This is a genomic window from Streptococcus halitosis (assembly GCF_027691175.1).
GTDB classification, from domain to species: domain Bacteria; phylum Bacillota; class Bacilli; order Lactobacillales; family Streptococcaceae; genus Streptococcus; species Streptococcus halitosis_A.
Genome location: NZ_JAQFBD010000002.1, coordinates 129,627 through 147,531, shown reverse-complemented (window position 1 = coordinate 147,531; position 17,905 = coordinate 129,627). Strand labels below are relative to the sequence as shown.

Sequence of the window (17,905 nt, the reverse complement as noted above, 5' to 3'; positions counted from 1 at the left end):
AAAAGAGAGAAAAGGAGCAGGCATCATCTAGCCTGCTCCTCTCGTCCCTAGGACATATATTTTTTTGCTTCTGATTCAATTTTTTCGACCACTTCTTGGATACTTAGTCCAGTTGTGTCGAGGTAAACTGCATCCTCAGCCTGTTTGAGAGGCGAGGTTTCACGATGACTATCTTTGTAGTCACGTGCCGCAATTTCCTCTTTCAAAGTTTCCAAGTCAGTTTCAATCCCTTTAGCAATATTTTCCTTATAACGACGCTCTGCTCTTTCTTCAACAGAAGCTACTAGGAAAATCTTAAGTTCAGCTTGTGGTAAAACAACTGTCCCGATATCACGCCCATCCATCACGATGCCACCTTGCTGAGCAATCTCTTGCTGGAGCGAAACCAGTTTCTCACGCACCTCAGGAATGGCAGCAATGCTTGAAACCTTGTTGGTCACTTCATTTTCACGGATAGGATGAGTGATATCCACATCCCCTACAAAAACAAGTTGATCACCTGTTTCTGAACGTCCAAAACTAATGGGGTGTTGGTTAAGAAGCTCAAGAAGTTGGTCTACATTTCCTGCATCCAACTGGTGCTTAAGCGCTATATAAGTCGCAGCACGGTACATAGCGCCCGTATCGAGATAAGTGTAACCAAAATCTTTAGCGACAATCTTTGCAACCGTACTCTTACCACTGGAAGCTGGACCATCAATAGCAATTTGAATTGTCTTCATTCCCGACTCCTATCTTGTCTTAATCACATCACCTGGGTTGGCAAACCAAGATCCAGATGACATGTGAGAAGGATTTAGGGCTTCTAATTGAGCAATGGAAATCCCTGCACGTTGAGCAAGAGCTGCCTCACCCTCTCCAGGATGCACAGTGAGTGTTCCTTCTCCTTCTGTGTGCTCTTCTGAACTGCTCTCTGAAGGAGTTGTTTCAGAAGAAGATGTTTCCTCTACCTTGCTACTTGAAGATGACGATGCTTCTACTTTAGAACTTGAACTTGTAGAAGGAGACGATGTATCATAGAAGTCCTTCAAAGATGAAGTACGATTGCTTCCTCCGGTTGATAAGTAAATCAATACAACCACCATCGCTACAACGATCACAAAGAAGAGGCTAGCTAGAACTGTTAAGACACGATTGGCAACAGCGCCTTTTCCTTTTTGTTTACGGCGACGACGCTCTGATCTTGATTCTTCCTCACTATTTTCATAGATATCTTCTTGCCATGGTTCCTTTGCCATACCTTACTCCTTGTATTTTTTAAACTTTCTTATTACAATATAAATATGAAACTCACACTTATACCTGAACGGTGCATCGCCTGCGGGCTTTGCCAAACCTATTCTGAACTCTTTGATTACCATGATAATGGAATCGTTCGATTTTGCGATGATCCAGTTGAATTGCAAAGAGAAATCGCTGAGAACAGCGATATTCTGGAGGCCATCAAAAATTGTCCTACACGTGCACTTCTAAAAGATCCATCATAGTTTAAAAGGGAGATTGATTTTGTAGATTCTCTTTATCACTTTAATCCCTTCACCTACTAGTTTAGCATATTTCTAGGTAAAATTATAGTCTTTTCCGGTTATTTTTTCCTTCAAAAATAGAAAGATCACTTTTTTCTTTGATGAGGTAGAGTGGTCTTTTTTTGGTTTCCAGGTAAATCTTACTGATATACTTGCCCAGAATCCCAATGGTCAGAAGTTGAATCCCCCCAAGAAAGAGAATGACGGCCATCAGAGAGGTCCAGCCAGATGTTGGATTTCCCAAAATAAGAGTCCGAAATACTACAAAAACAGTCATCATAAAAGAAATAAAACAAGATAGGAGTCCCGCTACAAAGGCTATACTCAAGGGGAAATCTGAAAAATTGAGAATCCCTTCAATCGAGTAGACAAAGAGCTGTCCAAAACTCCAACTGGTCTTGCCAGCCTGTCGTTCAACGTTTGGATAATCAAGATAGTGCGTTTTAAAGCCCACCCAGGCAAAGAGTCCCTTAGAGAACCGATTGGACTCGGTCAGGGTTAAAATAGCATCTACCACAGACCTTCTCATCATCCGGAAATCACGGACGCCTGAGGGGAGAGCTACTGGGCTGATTTTTTGCATGAGGCGATAAAAAAGATCAGCACAGAAACTGCGAAAGAGGGGTTCTCCCTCCCGACTAGTTCTCCGTGTCCCAACACAGTCCAAGTCTGCATTTTGGTCTAGTAAGGCTTTCATCTCAAGTAGCATACCGGGAGGGTCCTGGAGGTCTGCATCCATCACAACCACCAGGTCCCCAGTCGCATACTGTAAACCTGCGTACAGAGCTGCCTCCTTCCCAAAATTTCGTGAAAATGAGACATAATGCACCGCAGGATTTTGCTCCCGATAAGCCTTCAAAAGATCTAAGGTCCCATCGCTTGAGCCATCGTCTATAAAGACATACTCGACCTCTGCTCCCAGGTCAGGAAGCAAATCTTCAACAGACTGATAAAAAAGAGGAAGTACTTCCTCTTCATTTAAACAGGGGACAATGATCGAAATCATTATCTTAGTCTTCAAATCCATTTGGATGCTTACTTTGCCAACGCCATGCGTCTTCACACATTTTCGTGATATCAAATTCTGCTTCCCATCCGAGCTCTGCTTTGGCTTTTGCAGGATCTGAATAGCAGGCAGCGATATCACCTGGGCGGCGTTCTACGATGCGGTAAGGAATAGGACGTCCCACTGCTTTTTCCATATTTTGAATAATTTCAAGAACAGAGTAGCCTTTGCCTGTTCCAAGGTTATAAATGTTAAGGCCAGACCCCTTTTGGATTTTTTGAAGAGCTGCAACGTGACCTTTGGCTAGATCTACGACGTGGATATAGTCACGAACACCAGTTCCATCTTCCGTATCGTAATCGTCTCCGAAGACTTGTACTTGCTCTAATTTTCCAACAGCTACCTGAGTCACATATGGTAAGAGATTGTTTGGAATTCCATTAGGATTTTCTCCTAAATCTCCGCTCTCATGTGCTCCGATTGGGTTAAAGTAACGAAGCAAGACCACATTCCATTCTGAGTCTGCTTTGTAGATATCGGTCAAGATTTCTTCTAGCATGAGTTTGGTACGACCGTAAGGGTTGGTCACTGAAAGTGGGAAATCTTCTAAGATTGGAACTGTGTGAGGATCTCCGTAAACTGTCGCAGAAGAGCTGAAGATGATATTCTTACAGTTTGCTTCTTCCATAACTTTTAAAAGACTAAGGGTTCCAGCGATATTGTTGTCATAGTAGGCAAGAGGGATACGTGTTGATTCACCTACAGCCTTCAAACCAGCAAAGTGAATCACACCTGTTGGCTCTTCTTGCTTGAAAATATCTCTGAGAGTATCAGTATCACGGATATCTGCCTCATAGAAAGGAATTTCAACTCCTGTGATTTTTTCAACAACTTCTAAACTTTTACGGTTGCTATTGACAAGGTTATCCACTACAACCACTTGATGACCTGCTTGGATCAATTCAATAACAGTGTGGGTTCCGATAAAACCGGCACCACCAGTTACCAAAATCTTTTCTTGCATCTTTTTTCCTCGATTCTCGAATTATTTTTTCTTATTTTACCATTTTTGGTAGGGAATGTCATTTGCCATCCTAGAGGGGAGACTAAAATTTTAGTAAAATGCTTATACTCTTCGAAAATCTCTTCAAACAATGTCAGCTTCGCCTTACCGTGGGTATGGTTACTGACTTCGTCAGTTCGATCCACAACCTCAAAACAGTGTTTTGAGCTGACTTCATCAGTTCTGTCCATAGCCTCAAAGCCGTGCTTTGAGCAGCCTGCGGCTAGCTTCCTAGTTTGCTCTTTGATTTTCATTGAGTACTATTCGCTTTTTACTCGTTTGACATAGTTTGCAATTGGATAGTTTACTGGGGCCAAAGTCAACTCCTTGTCTTGGACCAATTGGGCTAGATGGTAACCAATGATAGGACCCGTTGTGAGGCCTGATGAACCTAGACCACTAGCTGCATAGGCACCTGCTAAGCCAGGGACTTCACCAAAGAAAGGCGAGAAATCACTGGTGTAAGCACGGATTCCTACACGCTCACCTGATGATTTTGCTTCTGCCAAGGCTGGGCAGTGAGGCAAGGCTGCTTCCTCCATCTGTTGGAGCAAGCTTTCATCCACTGTTAAGTCAAATCCCATGTCATTTTCATGAGTAGCGCCTAAGGACAATTTCCCACCTGCAAAAGGGATCAAATCCCACTCCCCTTCTGGCATGACAACAGGGTATGATTCTAGGTCTTCTGAGAGTTGATAATCTCGGAGTTGTCCCTTTTGGGGACGAACATCTACTTCATATCCTAAAGGATCCAAAATGTCCCTCAACCAAGCTCCTGTTGCCAAAATAACCTGCTCAAACACCTCTTCGCCAATCTGGTAGCCTGATGATAAAGGTGTCAGACTCACTTTTTCTTTGACCAGCTTGACCTGACTGGCTTCTAGCAAACGATTCACTAATAGTTGGCCATCTACTCTCGCTCCACCAGAAGCATAGAGCAGGCGGTCGAATTCCTGCAAACCAGGGAATAATTCATTTGCAGACGCTTGGTCTAAAATGGCTAACCGGCCTATCAAGGGAGATTCTTCCCTGCGCTGGAGGGCTAGTTTATAGAGTTCTTCTAACTTGGATTCATCCTTTTTCAAGAGAAAAACTCCCGAACGCTGGTAAAAGTCGATTTCTTGCCCTGACTTTTCCAAATCAGCCAACAAATCCACATAAAAGTCAGCCCCCAAGCGTGCCATCTTGTACCAGGCTTTATTGCGGCGTTTGGAAAACCAAGGACTGATAATTCCCGCTGCAGCCTTGGTGGCCTGACCTTGACCATGGTCAAAAACGGTCACCTCTAGATGGCTTTCTTTCGCGAGGTAGTAGGCAGCTGTCGCCCCCACAATCCCTGCTCCAATAATGGCAACTTTTTTCATTGTCTTCACTTTCTAACTAGATATGGTGGAAAGGATTAGTCGATGCCTGACTAGGCAAGATATCAACAGTCCAGCCCTTTTCTGACTTCCATTGAGTAAGAAGTGCTGCGATTTTTTCCACAAAAAGCACTTCGATATAATGTCCTGGGTCCAATGCCAGCAAGCCATCTGACAGCATATCCTGAGCTGTGTGATAGTAGATATCGCCAGTGATATAAACATCTGCTCCCTTTGCCAAAGCATCCTTATAGAATGACTGACCGCTACCACCACAGATTGCCACTCTTGAAATAGGCTTCTGCAAATCACTCTCTTGATAATGGACCATGCGAAGACTATCTAGACCAAAGACTTGTTTGACATGCTGGGCCAATTCCCCAAATGTCTGAGACTGAATATTCCCAATCCGTCCAATCCCACGTTCAGGACCTGTTTCCTGAAGATAAGTTGTTTCCTTGATTCCTAGCATCTGGCAGAACCAGTCATTAAGGCCATTTTCAACGATGTCAATGTTAGTATGGCTGACATAAACTGCGATGTCATGCTTAATCAAATCAATGTAAATCTGGTTTTGCGGACGACTGGCTACCAAGTCTTTGATAGGACGAAAAATAGGCGCGTGCTTAACGATAATCAAATCCACACCCTTTTCAATGGCCTCTGCCACCGTCTCTTCACGAATATCCAGGGCAACCATAACCCTTTGAATATCCTTGTCTAGAGTACCAATTTGCAGACCACGACTGTCACCCTCCATAGAAAATTCCTGAGGGCAGAAGCCTTCATACGCGTTAATAACTTCACTTGCTAGCATGGAGCACCTCCTTGATGGCTTGAATTTTATCTACTAGAACTTGACGTTCCTCCAGATTTTTTTCTGGGATTTGACTGAGGGCGAATTCTAGCTTAGTAGCTTCTTTTTGCCATTTTTTGATAAAGACTGGGCTGACTTCTTTGGACAAGAAGGGGCCAAAGCGAACATCACTGGCTGATAGCTTCATTTGTCCCGCTTCCACCACCAAAATCTCGTAGAACTTGTCAGCTTCTTCTAGGATGCTTTCTGATACAATCTGAAATCCGTTCTCTTGCAACCAAATGCGCAAGTCGTCTTCTCGATTATTGGGCTGGAGAATCAAACGTTCTACATTAGCTAACTTGTCCAAGCCTTCTTCTAAAATCCTAGCGATCAAACGACCACCCATACCTGCAATGGTAATAACCGATACTTGGTCTGCCTCTTCAAAGGCTGCCAAACCATTGGCTAAACGAACCTGGATTTTCTCCTTTAGGCCGTGAGCCTCAACATTTTTGACCGCGGATTGGTAGGGACCTTCTACCACCTCACCTGCAATAGCACTTTTGATTCGTCCTCTTTCAACCAAGTCGATTGGCAGATAAGCATGGTCACTCCCCACATCTAGTAAAACGGCCCCTTGTGGCACAAAGGAAGCAACCAATTCTAATCTCTTTGAAATCATCTTCTCTCACTTTCCAAAACTCTATTACCTTTTATTATACCATATTTCAGCTAGCAATCTTGCACCTAAAAAAAACGCAATCCACAGATTGCAGTTTTTCTTTATTTTCTGGCTTGATAACGACTGGTCAAAATGAAAATCACTGTAAAGACCAGCATCATGGCCCCATAAACAGGCAGTGTTTGTCCTGTCAAGGTCGAAATTTCAAGTAGCTTTTGAATCGTTGGGAAAAGAGCTGTAGCTAGGAAACCGCCCACTGACCAGACAATCAAAAGGACTCGCCAGAGGGTGAATGGCATGCAAGCTCTAAATACGGATAAGAAACCGATAGACCCAAGGAGATAATAGAGTAAGGTTGAGATTTCTAACTCAGACCAACCTTGACTCGTTCCAAAAATTTTCACAAAAAGAACGCTAAATACGACCATGAGTGCACTTGGTAGAGCACGAAGCATGGATTTTCTGAGGAAGTTTGGCTCGACAGGTTTGATATTTCTCTCAAAAGTCAAAACGAATGGCGGGAAACCTTCCACGAATTGGTCGATCATGGTAATCTGGATTGGAATGAAAGGGAAAATCAAAATCCACTCAGACCGCCCTAGTAAAACACTAGCAATACAAATCACCGCAAGCAAGAAGGAATAGATGGTCTTAATCAAGAAAATCGGTGCGATGTGGGCGATGTTATTGACCACACGACGACCTTCAAAGAGAATCTCAGGAACATCATTAAAGTCTGAGTTCAAAAGAACCAGATTGGCAATCTGACGAGTCGCCGGATCTCCCTCAGCCATCACGATCGAACAATCCGCCTCACGAAGGGCCAGGATATCATTGACTCCGTCCCCTGTCATAGCCGTTGTATGCCCTGCTTTTTTCAGCGTTTGGATGATGAGTTTCTTTTGATGAGGGGAGACACGTCCGAAAATAGCTGTCTCTTCAGCCATGGCAATCAATTCCTCATCCGTGATTTTTGAGCAATCTACATAGCTGTGATAGTCTACAAAGCCAGCCTTCTGGGCAATGCTGGATACTGTAACGGGATTGTCGCCAGAGATAATCTTGAGGCCCACTTCCTGAGAACGGAGATAATCCAGCGTCTCAGCTGCTCCTTCTCGAATCGGGTCCAAGATTTCCAGCAAGGCCAGGGCTTGAATGTCAGACGGTTTCTGTGGTTTGTGATGATCTAGTTTTTCCTGACTAAGGGCTAAGACCAAGACACGTGAACCTCTCTCTAAAGCCTCTCTGGCTTCTGGGACTTCAGAGTCCAACAACATCTCAGGCGCACCTAAGAAAACCGTTCCTAGCCCTTCTAACTCCATAGCTCCCCACTTGCGGTCGCTAGAGAAGGGAAGATTCGAAAGCATAGGATAGGCAACCTGTCCTTGAAAACGCTGGCGAATGGCTTGAGCTGTTGGATTTTTATCCTCACTATGAGCTATATAGCTAGTCAAAATGCTGGCAATAGCCTCATCACCATAAGTTTCCGTCAGAGGAAGAACATCCTCCACCTGCATCTTTCCTTGGGTGATGGTGCCCGTCTTGTCCAGACAGAGCATATCCACGCGCGCCAAGGTCTCGACAGAGTACATCTCCTGCACCAAGACCTTTTTCAAGCCCAGCTTGATCACCGCAGTCAAGAGCGAAGTAATGGTCAAAAGGGCGATTCCCTTGGGCAACATTCCCAAAAGGGCAGTCGATGAATTTACAACGGATGACTTGAGGGGCAAACCCTTTAAAATCAAGGCTTCTAACAAGAGAGCTAGACCAAAGGGAATGATAATCTTCCCAGTAAAACCAGCTAACTTGTCCAACGATTTCATGATACGGGAGTTGATCGGTTTTACTGTCTTAGCTTCTAGCATGAGTTTGGAAGCATAGTTTTCTGCCCCGACATGGTGGACTTGAGCCAAAACTGCACCACTAGCTAGGAAACTGCCCGATAAAAGCAGAGCATCCACTTCCTTTTGCACCAAATCACTCTCACCCGTCAACATGGCTTCATTGACTTCCGCAAATCCTTCCAGAACCAGGGCATCACTAGGAATCTGCTCTCCCGCAGACAAACGAATGACATCTCCTAGGACTAATTCTTCTGGATCGAGAGCGACCTCTTGACCATCACGGATGGTTTTGACCTTTTCCTTGGTCATGAGATTGAGCTTGTCCACCATATGTTTGGCCCGTAGCTCAGTCACAATCCCAGAAAAAGCGTTAAAGCAGATAACAGCAAAGAAGACCAGATTGCTCCAAGCCTGCACAAAGGCCAGCGCTAGAGCAATAACAAAGTTTAATGCGTTAAAAAGTGTAAAAACATTTCGTTTGATGATTTGCCAAGTACTGGTACTAGCTGATGCGGTAAAGTCATTGACCAAACCTTGAGCCTGTCTTTCTTTGACTTCTCTTTGGGTTAATCCCATTATCTTATTTTTATCCATAAAATCTATCATATCATTTTTTTTAAAAGAATTCTAATCCCATCTAAAACTGTTGGCTGATAACTGAAAAAGTTTGCCAGCAGTCTTTTGATAAGGTATAATAATAAAAGCAATACAATCGAAGGAGATCTCATGTTTTATACTTATTTGCGTGGACTAGTCATGCTGATCTTGTGGTCCATCAATGGCAATGCCCACTATCACAATACTGATAAAATCCCTAGCCGAGACGAAAACTATATCCTCGTCGCACCTCACCGTACCTGGTGGGATCCTGTTTACATGGCCTTTGCGACCAAGCCAAAACAGTTCATCTTTATGGCCAAAAAAGAGCTGTTTACCAACCGTATCTTTGGCTGGTGGATCCGTATGTGTGGCGCCTTTCCTATCGATCGGGAAAAACCTAGTGCCTCTGCCATCAAGTACCCTATCAACGTCCTCAAAAAAAGCGACCGCTCTCTCATCATGTTTCCAAGTGGAAGCCGTCACTCAAACGATGTCAAGGGTGGGGTTGCTCTGATTGCAAAAATGGCCAAGGTCCGTATCATGCCTGTCACCTACACCGGTCCCATGACCTTAAAAGGGTTGGTCAGCCGTGAACGTGTGGATATGAACTTTGGAAATCCTATCGATATCTCAGACATCAAGAAAATGAATGATGAAGGGATTGAAATGGTTGCAGACCGTATCCAAGCAGAATTCCAACGTTTGGACGAAGAAACCAAGCAATGGCACAATGATAAAAAACCAAACCCACTCTGGTGGTTTGTCCGCATCCCAGCTCTCATCCTTGCTGTGATTGTTGGTATCCTAACAATTATCTTTACCTTCATTGCAAGCTTTATCTGGAATCCAGATAAGAAGAGAGAGTCTCTTGGTTAAAAAATACAATTATCCCTTAGCTTTTGCCAAGGGATATTTCTTTTATTTGATTTTCCATTTTTGGGCCAACCAGCTGGAAAAGGCTAGAAATCGCTCAGCAACTTGCTCATGATGCCCATAGGGATCAAAGACAAACTGACTAGTCGGATAGTGTTTCTGAAGACTAGTATGGATCTGCTCAGCATAGGCTGGTGCTTGAGCCAAGCGATTGGTATGATGGGCTCCTTCTGTTTGGCCATTCTGTAAATACAGCAAACAGTCTAGATTTCTCACTTTCTCTTCCTTGCAATAAGTCACAAAATCAGGAAACCAAAAGGAACCGCAGATAGAGAAGATACAGGAGACCTTGTCAAAATGGAAAAGACTGTAGACAGCCGCCAAACCACCTAGTGAATACCCTCCATAGGCAAGGCGATTTTTGTCCAGGCGATAAAGCGACTGCAACCTGTCTAAAAGACCTCCAAATAAATGATCATGATAGACCTTTGCCTGACCGCCAAAATCTGGAGTCCCCTCTCTCAGAGCAGCTGCCTTCCATGGAGTGTAGTCATCTAGGCGATTTTTAGAGGTCAAGCCCACTAAAATCACAGATTCTGAAAGGGAAGATAGAAAATCCAAATTTCCATCATTCAAGAGAATCGCTGGATAGGTTTGATTGGGATCATAAGTCGAAGGAAGGCTGACCTTGACTTGGATCCCTTCCCAATCAAACTCATTATTTATTGATAAAGTCATTGATTTTCTCAAGGGAATCAATTACTGCTGGACCATAATCCATCAACTCATCGTAAGAAATAGTCATGATTTTTTGATTCTTAATTGCAGGAACGTTTTCCAAAACTTCATTTGCTTTCATCAACTCTACTGCGTTGGCATCCAATTTTTTATTGCGGTCACTAGTTACATAGATAATCAACTCAGGATCCATTGACACGAGATTTTCCAAGGTCAAGCCTGATGTTCCCGTTGCAACGTTTGTATAACCAAGTTGATTCAACAAGCTTTCTTGCAAAGCAGACTTGTATGCACCAAAGGTTTCGTCATTATAAGCAACCATAATCAAAGCCTTTTTCTTTTCACCTTGACTTGCTGGATTAGCTTTCTTAACAGCCTCGATTTTAGCTTGTAATTGAGCTGCGTATTCATTAGCCTTGTCCTGAACATTGAAAATCATTCCAAGATTTTTAACGTCTTCTACAATATTTCCCAAATCTTGCTGAATCGTTGAGAGAGAAGCTTTTTGCGTATAGACTGGGATTTTGTTTTCATTCCAAGTGCTAACTGTCCCCAAGGATTTTTCAGAAAACATCATGTTTCGACCCATCACCGCATCTGGTTCATAAGAAAGGACTGTCTCTTGTGAGACTGTTTTTTTATCGCCAATTTGAGGAATCGTCGCAATCGCTTCCTTGTATTTGTCTGTTACAGCATTGTCAGGGTTGAGCATGCCAGCAATTTTATCCTTCAAGCCTAACTCCAATAAGATTTCAGTTGTTGAAAGATTGTTGGTGATAACTTTTTCAGGTGCCTTGTCAAAGACTTGTTCGACTTCATTTCCCTTAGCGTCATAGGTTTTGACCGTTAACGGATAAGTCGTCTCTGTACTGGCCTTTTGACTTGTTTCTGTGCTAGACTGTGTGGTAGCTTTTTCTGTAGTAGTGTTACCACAAGCTGCCATGGTTAGGGTAGCTACTATTACGAGTAAAATGCTTAGTGTTTTTTTCATCTTGTTTTCCTTTTCATTTTTATAAATAGTGAATCATAGCTTGCTGATCCTCAGTCCAAGTCACCTGACTTTGAACTCCGTATACAGTTTGCAATGACTCAGGGGTGATGGTCTCCTTTGGAGTTCCTTGGTAAAGGATTTCCCCCTCTTTCATCAGATAGAGATAATCTGAATAGCGACAAGCAAGTTGAATATCATGTAGGACAGCTAGAACATTGACCTTGAGATTCTTCACAATGGCCAACAAGTCTAGCTGATACTTGATATCCAGGTGATTGGTTGGCTCGTCCAGGAGCAAGAGAGTCGGTTCTTGCGCCAAGGCGCGTGCTAATAAGACTCGCTGTTTCTCCCCACCTGAAAGAGACGAATAAAGACGAGTTTTTTTCTCAAGCATATCCACCTTGACGAGAGCATCTTGAACGAAGGCATAATCCCTTTCCTTTTCCTTCTCTAAAAAAGAGAGGTGTGGAGTTCTTCCCAGCAAGACGATTTCCTCAACTGTACAATCAAACTGCAATTGATTAAACTGGGTAACAACTGCCATCTGCTTAGCTGTTTCTTTGAGTGACCAATGCTCCAGCGGTTTTCCATTTAGGCTTATCAAACCTTTGTCTGCCTTTTCCTGACGATAGAGGAGTTTAAGCAGGCTGGTTTTTCCACTTCCATTTGGCCCTAGTATCGTATGAAATTGATGTCCCTCAACCTTAAGAGAAACTCCTTTGAGGATTTTTTTCTCTCCTATTCCAAAATGGACATCCTGACAAATCAAGTCCATGTCAGGCCCTCACCTCCTTTCGCCTACCTCCAACAATGTAGATAAAGAAGGGAGCACCCACTAAGGCTGTAAAAATACCAATCGGCAGCTCAGCATTTGGAATGATGACTCGAGAGAGTACATCTGCCCAGACCACAAAGAGGGCACCCAGTATGGTCGCAACAGGAAAAAGTCTCCTGTAATTCGTTCCTACTAACCCTCGAGCTAAATGTGGAGTAATCAGACCGACAAATCCAATAATCCCACAGGTTGCCACTAAGACCGCTGTCAATACAGCCACCATGGTCACATAAAGATACCAATAAAAGCGTAAGGGAATTCCCAAAGTTAAAGCAGCCTCATCTCCCATCATCATCGCATTAAAAACACGATACTGAGTAGCGAAAAATAGAAAAGCCAATCCTACTACTATAGTTGGCAGAACCAAGTCTGCCCAGGTAGTTCCAGCAAGCGAACCCATGGTCCAAAACTTAATGGTCATCACACTGTCCGCATTAGCGCCAACTGAGATAATAAAGTTGGAAAATGCCAGAAAGAGAGCATTGACCACCGTTCCTGATAAAATCAGACTAGAAGTCGTCATCCTGCCCTGCATAGAGGCAATGATAAGGACAGCGATTGTTGCCAAAATAGCTCCAAGGAAAGCTCCAAGGCTAATCACCAATTTTAAACCAAGAATGATGCTTAAGGTTGCTCCTAGAGTTGCACCCGCAGAAATTCCTAAGACATAAGGCTCTGCGATGGGATTGTTCACTGTAGACTGCATCACGCTACCACACATGGAAAGACCAGCCCCTACTATCAGACCGAGTAATACTCGAGGGAATCTCATATTCCATACAATGGCAAGAGTGGACTTGGAAACCACTCCTATCTCAAGAGGAAAACCCAACCTACTCAAAATAATCCGATAGGTATCTCCTAGATCAATCGCAACGGATCCCATAGAAACTGCTAGAAAGAGGGAAATCCCTAAAACAGCTAGCAAAATACCTAAAAGTAACAAAAATTGCAGGTCCCGTCGGCTTCCAGAAAATTTGGAAAGCATGCAAATCTCCTTTGATAGAATCTTAAAAATTTAGAAAATTCCCATAAAAAGTATACCATATTTCTATTAGATGAACAAGAATGGAAATATATATAGAAAAAGCCCTCTGAAGTCAGAGAGCTGATTTGAGCTTGGGCTAAAATCCTAGCGAAAAAGATGAAACTCCTTGTGTTCATCGAACACTGTCTCGTTTCCCTATTTTCATACGGATTTTTGGCGCCCTTAGCATCATAATTCTTGCTGGATAAAACGTTTATAGACTAGGCGACAAGCCGAAGATTGTACGAAAATGTTAGTGAAACAAAAAATCTCCCCGAAGGGAGATGATCTGGTTTATTTTACCTTACAGTGCTAAGAACCGCAACAGAAGATCATACTGGAGTATATTGAGATAAGGCGACAACATAAAAAGCCCTCTGAAATCAGAGAGCTAATTTGAGCTCGGGCTAAAATCCTAGTGGAAAAGATGAAACTCCTTGTGTTCATCGAACATTGTGTCGTTTCCCTATTTTCATACGGATTTTTAACGCCCTTAGCATCATAATTCTTGCTGGATAAAACGTTTGTAGACTAGGCGACAAGCCGAAGATTGTACTATAAAACTAGTGAAAATAAAAAAATCTCCCCGAAGGGAGATGATCTGGTTTATTTTACCTTACAGTGCTAGGAACCGTAACCGAAGATTATACTTGAGTATATCGAGGTAAGGTGACAACGCAATGTAAGTGGAAAATAAAGCAGATTAACGACGAAGTCCTAGAGAGTTGATTAACTCACGGTAACGGTTAACGTCGTTTTTACGCAAGTATGCAAGCAAGTTACGACGGCGACCGATTTTTTTCATCAATCCACGGTAAGTAGCGTGGTCTTTTTTGTGTTGTTTGATGTGTTCGTTAAGGTGGTTGATTTCCCAAGTAAGGACAGCAACTTGAACCTCTACTGAACCTGTATCACCTTCGTGACGTGCATATTGTGCAATGATTTCATTTTTTTTCTCTTTTGAGATTGCCATGATGTTTCTCCTTTTTATTTGGCTTCATCCGAGTGACAGGTTGGCATGCCTGTAACCAAGAAGAAGTTATTTGTCTTTACGACAGTTCTTATTCTACCAAGAAGCAGGGACTTTGTCAACTGATTTACTGTTTAAAGCCATGAATTACTCTACTGATTTCAGGGCTTCGAGCATATCCACTTTTCTCAAGTGGTGATTGACAAAGATACCTAGTAAGGCTAAAATCACAGTCACTGCGACGATTGGAAGAGCATAGACTTCCCAGTTGACCTGAGGATAAAAGAGTATGGTGGCTGGTGAAATCATTTGAATCAAAAATTGATGTAAATAGTAGCCTGCTACCAAACCTAGAACAATCCCCACAAGGGATAGCACTATGGTCTCGCGGTAGATATAGAGGGTCACTTCTTTATTGTGGAAACCGAGAACCTTGATAGTGGAAAGTTCACGGATACGTTCTGCCACATTGATATTGGTGAGATTGTAGAGAATGACAATGGCTAGTAAAACCGAAACAAGGACAAGGATTGCCATCGTTTTATTGAGCGAACTAGCTACAGATTCAAAGAGATGGATGGCCGTCGCATTTTGGACGACCCCAGAAACAGCAGCTTTTTCCATGAAGGTAGCCGCTTCTTTCTCCGTATTGGAAGGCGTCGGATCTTTTAATTTTACTAGGTAGGTATTATCTTGTGGACTGGTGCCGTAGACTTGTTCGTAAGTCGCTCGGTTGAGATAAACAAAGTGTCCAACATAGTTTTCAGAAATAGCTGCGACCTTGATTTCTTTCCCATCAAGCTCCAGCTTATCCCCAATCGTAACACCTACTAGTTGAGCTAGTTTTTGACTTAAGACCGCTCCATCAGTGATCTCCACCTCTTGCCCCTTTTCCTCTAATACGATAAAGGGGTTGAAATTTTCTCTGCTTGTGACCATAATGGTGATGGTTTGAAGTCCTGCTTTCCCTTTAAAATCTTTTTCAATGGATTTAGAGTAAATCTTTTGATAAGCGTGGATCGATTCAGCTTGCAAGGCGCTTTCTAGATCTGCTTTTTCTTGCTCCGTCGCACTGCTCTTTTCTGCTACAATCATCTGGTATTGCTGGATTTGTTCAAATTGACGCTCGGAAACTCCTCCCACAGATGACTGAATGCCAAGACCTGCAAATAGGAGAGCCACCGAACCTGCAACTCCAAAAATGGTCATCAACATCCGTTGCTTATATCGGAAAATATTTCTTGCCGTAACCTTATGAGTGAAGCTCAGACGACTCCAAATAAAGCTCAGGCGTTCCAGCAAAATCTTTGATCCTTTAACGGGAGGTTTTGGAAGTAAGAGTTGGGCTGCTTCATCGTGTAATTCCCTTCGCGCCACCAGATAAGCCGGCAAAACGCTGGATACCCAACTTAAAGCTAGGGCAATAAGACTATAAGACCAATAGAAATACTCCTGACTTTTACCAACGACCATCCCAGCTGTTATAACATCCGAAATCACGCCTGCAAGGAGATAATGTCCTAGAAGCGTTCCTAAAATGGTTCCTACAGTTCCTGCAAGAAAACCATAGAGGACAAACTTGGCAATTATATCTTGATTCCGGTAACCTAGGGCCTTGAAAATACCGGCATTGGTACGTTCTTCATCCACAAAGCGAGTCATAGTTGTAAAGGTCACCATTGCGGCGACCATATAAAGCACCACTGGAAAGATATTTCCGACTGAACGAATGCTTGATGATGCATTGCTGTACATGAGGTAACCTTGTCCACCTGGCATGGTTTGGCGATTGTATACGTGGTATTTCGGCTCTGCCAGTTCATCAAGCTCTTTCTGACGCTGTTCAAGCTTCTCTTTTTCCTTAGTTAGATCACTCTCTGTCTGAGCCAGTTTTTCTTTTTTTGTCGCCAGTTCTTCCTTAGCTTTTATCAGCTGTCCCTCGATTTGACTCTTTTGCGGTTCTGGTAAAGCGGTTGCTTGTTCTTCTTGGGTTTTTAAGTGACTTTCAGCCTGCTCTAACTGACTCTTGCCATTTTGAAAGTTGCTTTCAGCAGTTTGGAGCTGTTCTTTCCCCTCTTCCAAGCTCTTTTGCCCATTTGCTTTGATATCTGCCAATCTTTTTTGACCATTATCGGCTAGCAAATCTTGCAACTCTTCCTGATGTTGGGTTCGTTTGGTCTTATAGTCTGATGAAAAAGCATCCAGATTTTTTAAATCATCATAGCGCACACGCGCAATACTATAAACATCTGAATCAAACTGATTGGGTAAAATCACTCCATAACCGGCCAAGCTTCCATTTCCACTACTAGCACTCCCTAAATCTTTTTGAGAAAGCATCTCACCCGACTGAACAAATCCAGTAATTGTGAAAGTTTGAGTTTTTAGGACGGACTTTTCTTCTTTCTTAGTAAAGGTAATAGTCTGCCCAATCTGATAGCGGTCTTTCCAGAAGTCGGCTAGGGCAATTTCCTCATCATCCTCTGGCAGTCGCCCTTCTGTCACTTGGAAGGTTGAAATCCCCTCTGGCTTGGAATAAAGTCGAACCGCTTCTTCACTATTTTCTACGGTTAGGTCTACCATATAGCCAAATTCAACACTTGCTCCTTGAAGGGTCTTTAGTTCGTCCTGGTCTTCTTTATCCAAGCCATAATCAGCTATCACTGCCAGATCCAATGTATTGGCTTTACGGAGATAATCTTCTGCCGTACGTTCTATGTTTGGACTGGCTACTTTAAGACCTACTAGGGCTAGAGAACCCAGCATCATCAAGGTCAGGATAGAAACAAAGCGTCCCTTGGAAGCAGTCACTGACTGGAGCAAGTCTTTTCGATATGTTTTTTTCATGCTAATACTCCAATGTATCGATATCCTGCGGATGCTCATTGATTGTCATACTCTTAACCGTGGCATCACGCATATGAATCACCCGATCTGCAATAGGAGCGAGCGCACCATTGTGGGTCACGATAATCACTGTCGCTCCTTTTTGACGAGACATGTCTTGGAGAATCTTCAAGACTTGCTTCCCCGTCTGGTAATCCAAGGCACCTGTCGGTTCGTCACAGAGAAGGATTTTGGGGTTTTTGGCTACTGCGCGCGCGATGGAAACTCGTTGTTGCTCCCCTCCAGAAAGCTGGGCTGGAAAGTTGTTGAGTCGATGAACCAAACCTACATCTTTGAGCACTTGCTCTGGATCCAAGGCATCTGTCACGATTTCTGAAGCCAGTTCCACATTTTCCTTGGCCGTCAGATTAGAGACCAGATTATAAAATTGAAAAACAAAGCCTACATCTTCACGACGATAGTTTGTTCGTTGGTGCGAACTATAGTTGGCAATATTGGCACCATCAATCCAAATCTCCCCCTCATCATTGGTATCCATACCTCCTAAAAGATTGAGAACGGTTGATTTTCCAGCACCTGAAGCGCCAAGTATGATGACCAGCTCCCCCTTTTCAATTTCAAAATTCACATCACGATTAGCCACAATCTCCGTATCCCCAACCTGATAACGCTTGTAGCTGTGTTTCATTTCAATATAAGCCATTGTCCTTCTCTCTTTCTTACAATTAAGTCACTCTTTACTA

At 43.2% G+C, this 17,905-nt stretch carries 18 protein-coding genes; 2 read left to right on the top strand and 16 right to left on the bottom strand.

Annotated elements, in window-relative coordinates; genetic code table 11:
* Window positions 1–47 precede the first annotated feature (47 nt).
* Window positions 48–722 (bottom strand): (d)CMP kinase, encoded by a 675-nt coding sequence (gene cmk, locus PG086_RS07350; RefSeq protein ID WP_270748399.1) that lies wholly within the window; start codon window positions 720–722, stop codon window positions 48–50.
* Between the two features lie 9 nt (window positions 723–731).
* Entirely contained in the window at window positions 732–1,238 is a 507-nt protein-coding gene (locus tag PG086_RS07345; protein WP_001040924.1) for an SAG1386/EF1546 family surface-associated protein, read from the bottom strand.
* Between the two features lie 45 nt (window positions 1,239–1,283).
* Between PG086_RS07345 and PG086_RS07340 the strand changes: the two genes are divergently transcribed.
* Window positions 1,284–1,487: a ferredoxin gene (locus PG086_RS07340; protein WP_270748398.1), complete on the top strand. Its 204-nt coding sequence runs from the start codon at window positions 1,284–1,286 to the stop codon at window positions 1,485–1,487.
* Between the two features lie 82 nt (window positions 1,488–1,569).
* Here the strand turns inward: PG086_RS07340 and PG086_RS07335 are convergent, their stop codons facing one another.
* The 7 genes from PG086_RS07335 to PG086_RS07305 form a co-directional block, all read right to left on the bottom strand.
* Window positions 1,570–2,553, bottom strand: a complete 984-nt coding sequence (locus tag PG086_RS07335; RefSeq protein ID WP_162279080.1) for a glycosyltransferase family 2 protein — start codon at window positions 2,551–2,553, stop codon at window positions 1,570–1,572.
* Complete coding sequence (galE, locus tag PG086_RS07330; RefSeq protein ID WP_084939863.1) at window positions 2,537–3,556, bottom strand: UDP-glucose 4-epimerase GalE; 1,020 nt, start codon at window positions 3,554–3,556, stop codon at window positions 2,537–2,539. The genes PG086_RS07335 and galE overlap by 17 nt, the downstream gene beginning before the upstream one ends.
* Window positions 3,535–3,849 carry a hypothetical protein gene (locus PG086_RS07325; protein ID WP_167265174.1) on the bottom strand — a complete coding sequence of 105 codons (315 nt, stop codon included), beginning with the start codon at window positions 3,847–3,849 and terminating at the stop codon, window positions 3,535–3,537. Before PG086_RS07325 ends, galE begins: the two co-directional genes overlap by 22 nt.
* A gap of 6 nt (window positions 3,850–3,855) precedes the next feature.
* Window positions 3,856–4,959, bottom strand: a complete 1,104-nt coding sequence (locus tag PG086_RS07320) for an NAD(P)/FAD-dependent oxidoreductase (RefSeq protein ID WP_270748397.1) — start codon at window positions 4,957–4,959, stop codon at window positions 3,856–3,858.
* Window positions 4,960–4,975: 16 nt separating this feature from the next.
* Entirely contained in the window at window positions 4,976–5,773 is a 798-nt protein-coding gene (locus PG086_RS07315) for a Nif3-like dinuclear metal center hexameric protein (protein ID WP_167265270.1), read from the bottom strand.
* A complete protein-coding gene (locus PG086_RS07310) occupies window positions 5,760–6,437 on the bottom strand; it encodes a tRNA (adenine(22)-N(1))-methyltransferase (protein ID WP_167265268.1) in 678 nt (225 codons plus the stop codon). The genes PG086_RS07315 and PG086_RS07310 overlap by 14 nt, the downstream gene beginning before the upstream one ends.
* 101 nt (window positions 6,438–6,538) lie before the next feature.
* Complete coding sequence (locus PG086_RS07305) at window positions 6,539–8,875, bottom strand: cation-translocating P-type ATPase (protein ID WP_270748396.1); 2,337 nt, start codon at window positions 8,873–8,875, stop codon at window positions 6,539–6,541.
* 132 nt (window positions 8,876–9,007) lie between these two features.
* Here PG086_RS07305 and PG086_RS07300 point away from each other — a divergent pair, with 132 nt between their 5' ends.
* Complete coding sequence (locus PG086_RS07300; RefSeq protein ID WP_270748395.1) at window positions 9,008–9,757, top strand: lysophospholipid acyltransferase family protein; 750 nt, start codon at window positions 9,008–9,010, stop codon at window positions 9,755–9,757.
* A gap of 42 nt (window positions 9,758–9,799) precedes the next feature.
* Here the strand turns inward: PG086_RS07300 and PG086_RS07295 are convergent, their stop codons facing one another.
* The 7 genes from PG086_RS07295 to PG086_RS07265 all read right to left on the bottom strand — a co-directional run bounded on the left by PG086_RS07295 (window position 9,800) and on the right by PG086_RS07265 (window position 17,865).
* Window positions 9,800–10,492 carry an alpha/beta hydrolase gene (locus PG086_RS07295; protein ID WP_270748394.1) on the bottom strand — a complete coding sequence of 231 codons (693 nt, stop codon included), beginning with the start codon at window positions 10,490–10,492 and terminating at the stop codon, window positions 9,800–9,802.
* A complete protein-coding gene (locus PG086_RS07290; protein WP_270748393.1) occupies window positions 10,473–11,483 on the bottom strand; it encodes an ABC transporter substrate-binding protein in 1,011 nt (336 codons plus the stop codon). Before PG086_RS07290 ends, PG086_RS07295 begins: the two co-directional genes overlap by 20 nt.
* A 19-nt stretch (window positions 11,484–11,502) precedes the next feature.
* On the bottom strand, window positions 11,503–12,258 hold the full coding sequence (locus PG086_RS07285; RefSeq protein ID WP_270748392.1) for an ABC transporter ATP-binding protein: 756 nt from the start codon (window positions 12,256–12,258) through the stop codon (window positions 11,503–11,505).
* A gap of 1 nt (window position 12,259) precedes the next feature.
* On the bottom strand, window positions 12,260–13,306 hold the full coding sequence (locus PG086_RS07280) for a FecCD family ABC transporter permease (RefSeq protein ID WP_270748391.1): 1,047 nt from the start codon (window positions 13,304–13,306) through the stop codon (window positions 12,260–12,262).
* 742 nt (window positions 13,307–14,048) lie between these two features.
* Window positions 14,049–14,318 (bottom strand): 30S ribosomal protein S15, encoded by a 270-nt coding sequence (gene rpsO / locus PG086_RS07275; RefSeq protein WP_001018251.1) that lies wholly within the window; start codon window positions 14,316–14,318, stop codon window positions 14,049–14,051.
* 144 nt (window positions 14,319–14,462) lie between these two features.
* Window positions 14,463–17,168 (bottom strand): FtsX-like permease family protein, encoded by a 2,706-nt coding sequence (locus PG086_RS07270; RefSeq protein WP_270748455.1) that lies wholly within the window; start codon window positions 17,166–17,168, stop codon window positions 14,463–14,465.
* A complete protein-coding gene (locus PG086_RS07265) occupies window positions 17,164–17,865 on the bottom strand; it encodes an ABC transporter ATP-binding protein (protein ID WP_270748389.1) in 702 nt (233 codons plus the stop codon). Before PG086_RS07265 ends, PG086_RS07270 begins: the two co-directional genes overlap by 5 nt.
* Window positions 17,866–17,905: the final 40 nt, after the last annotated feature.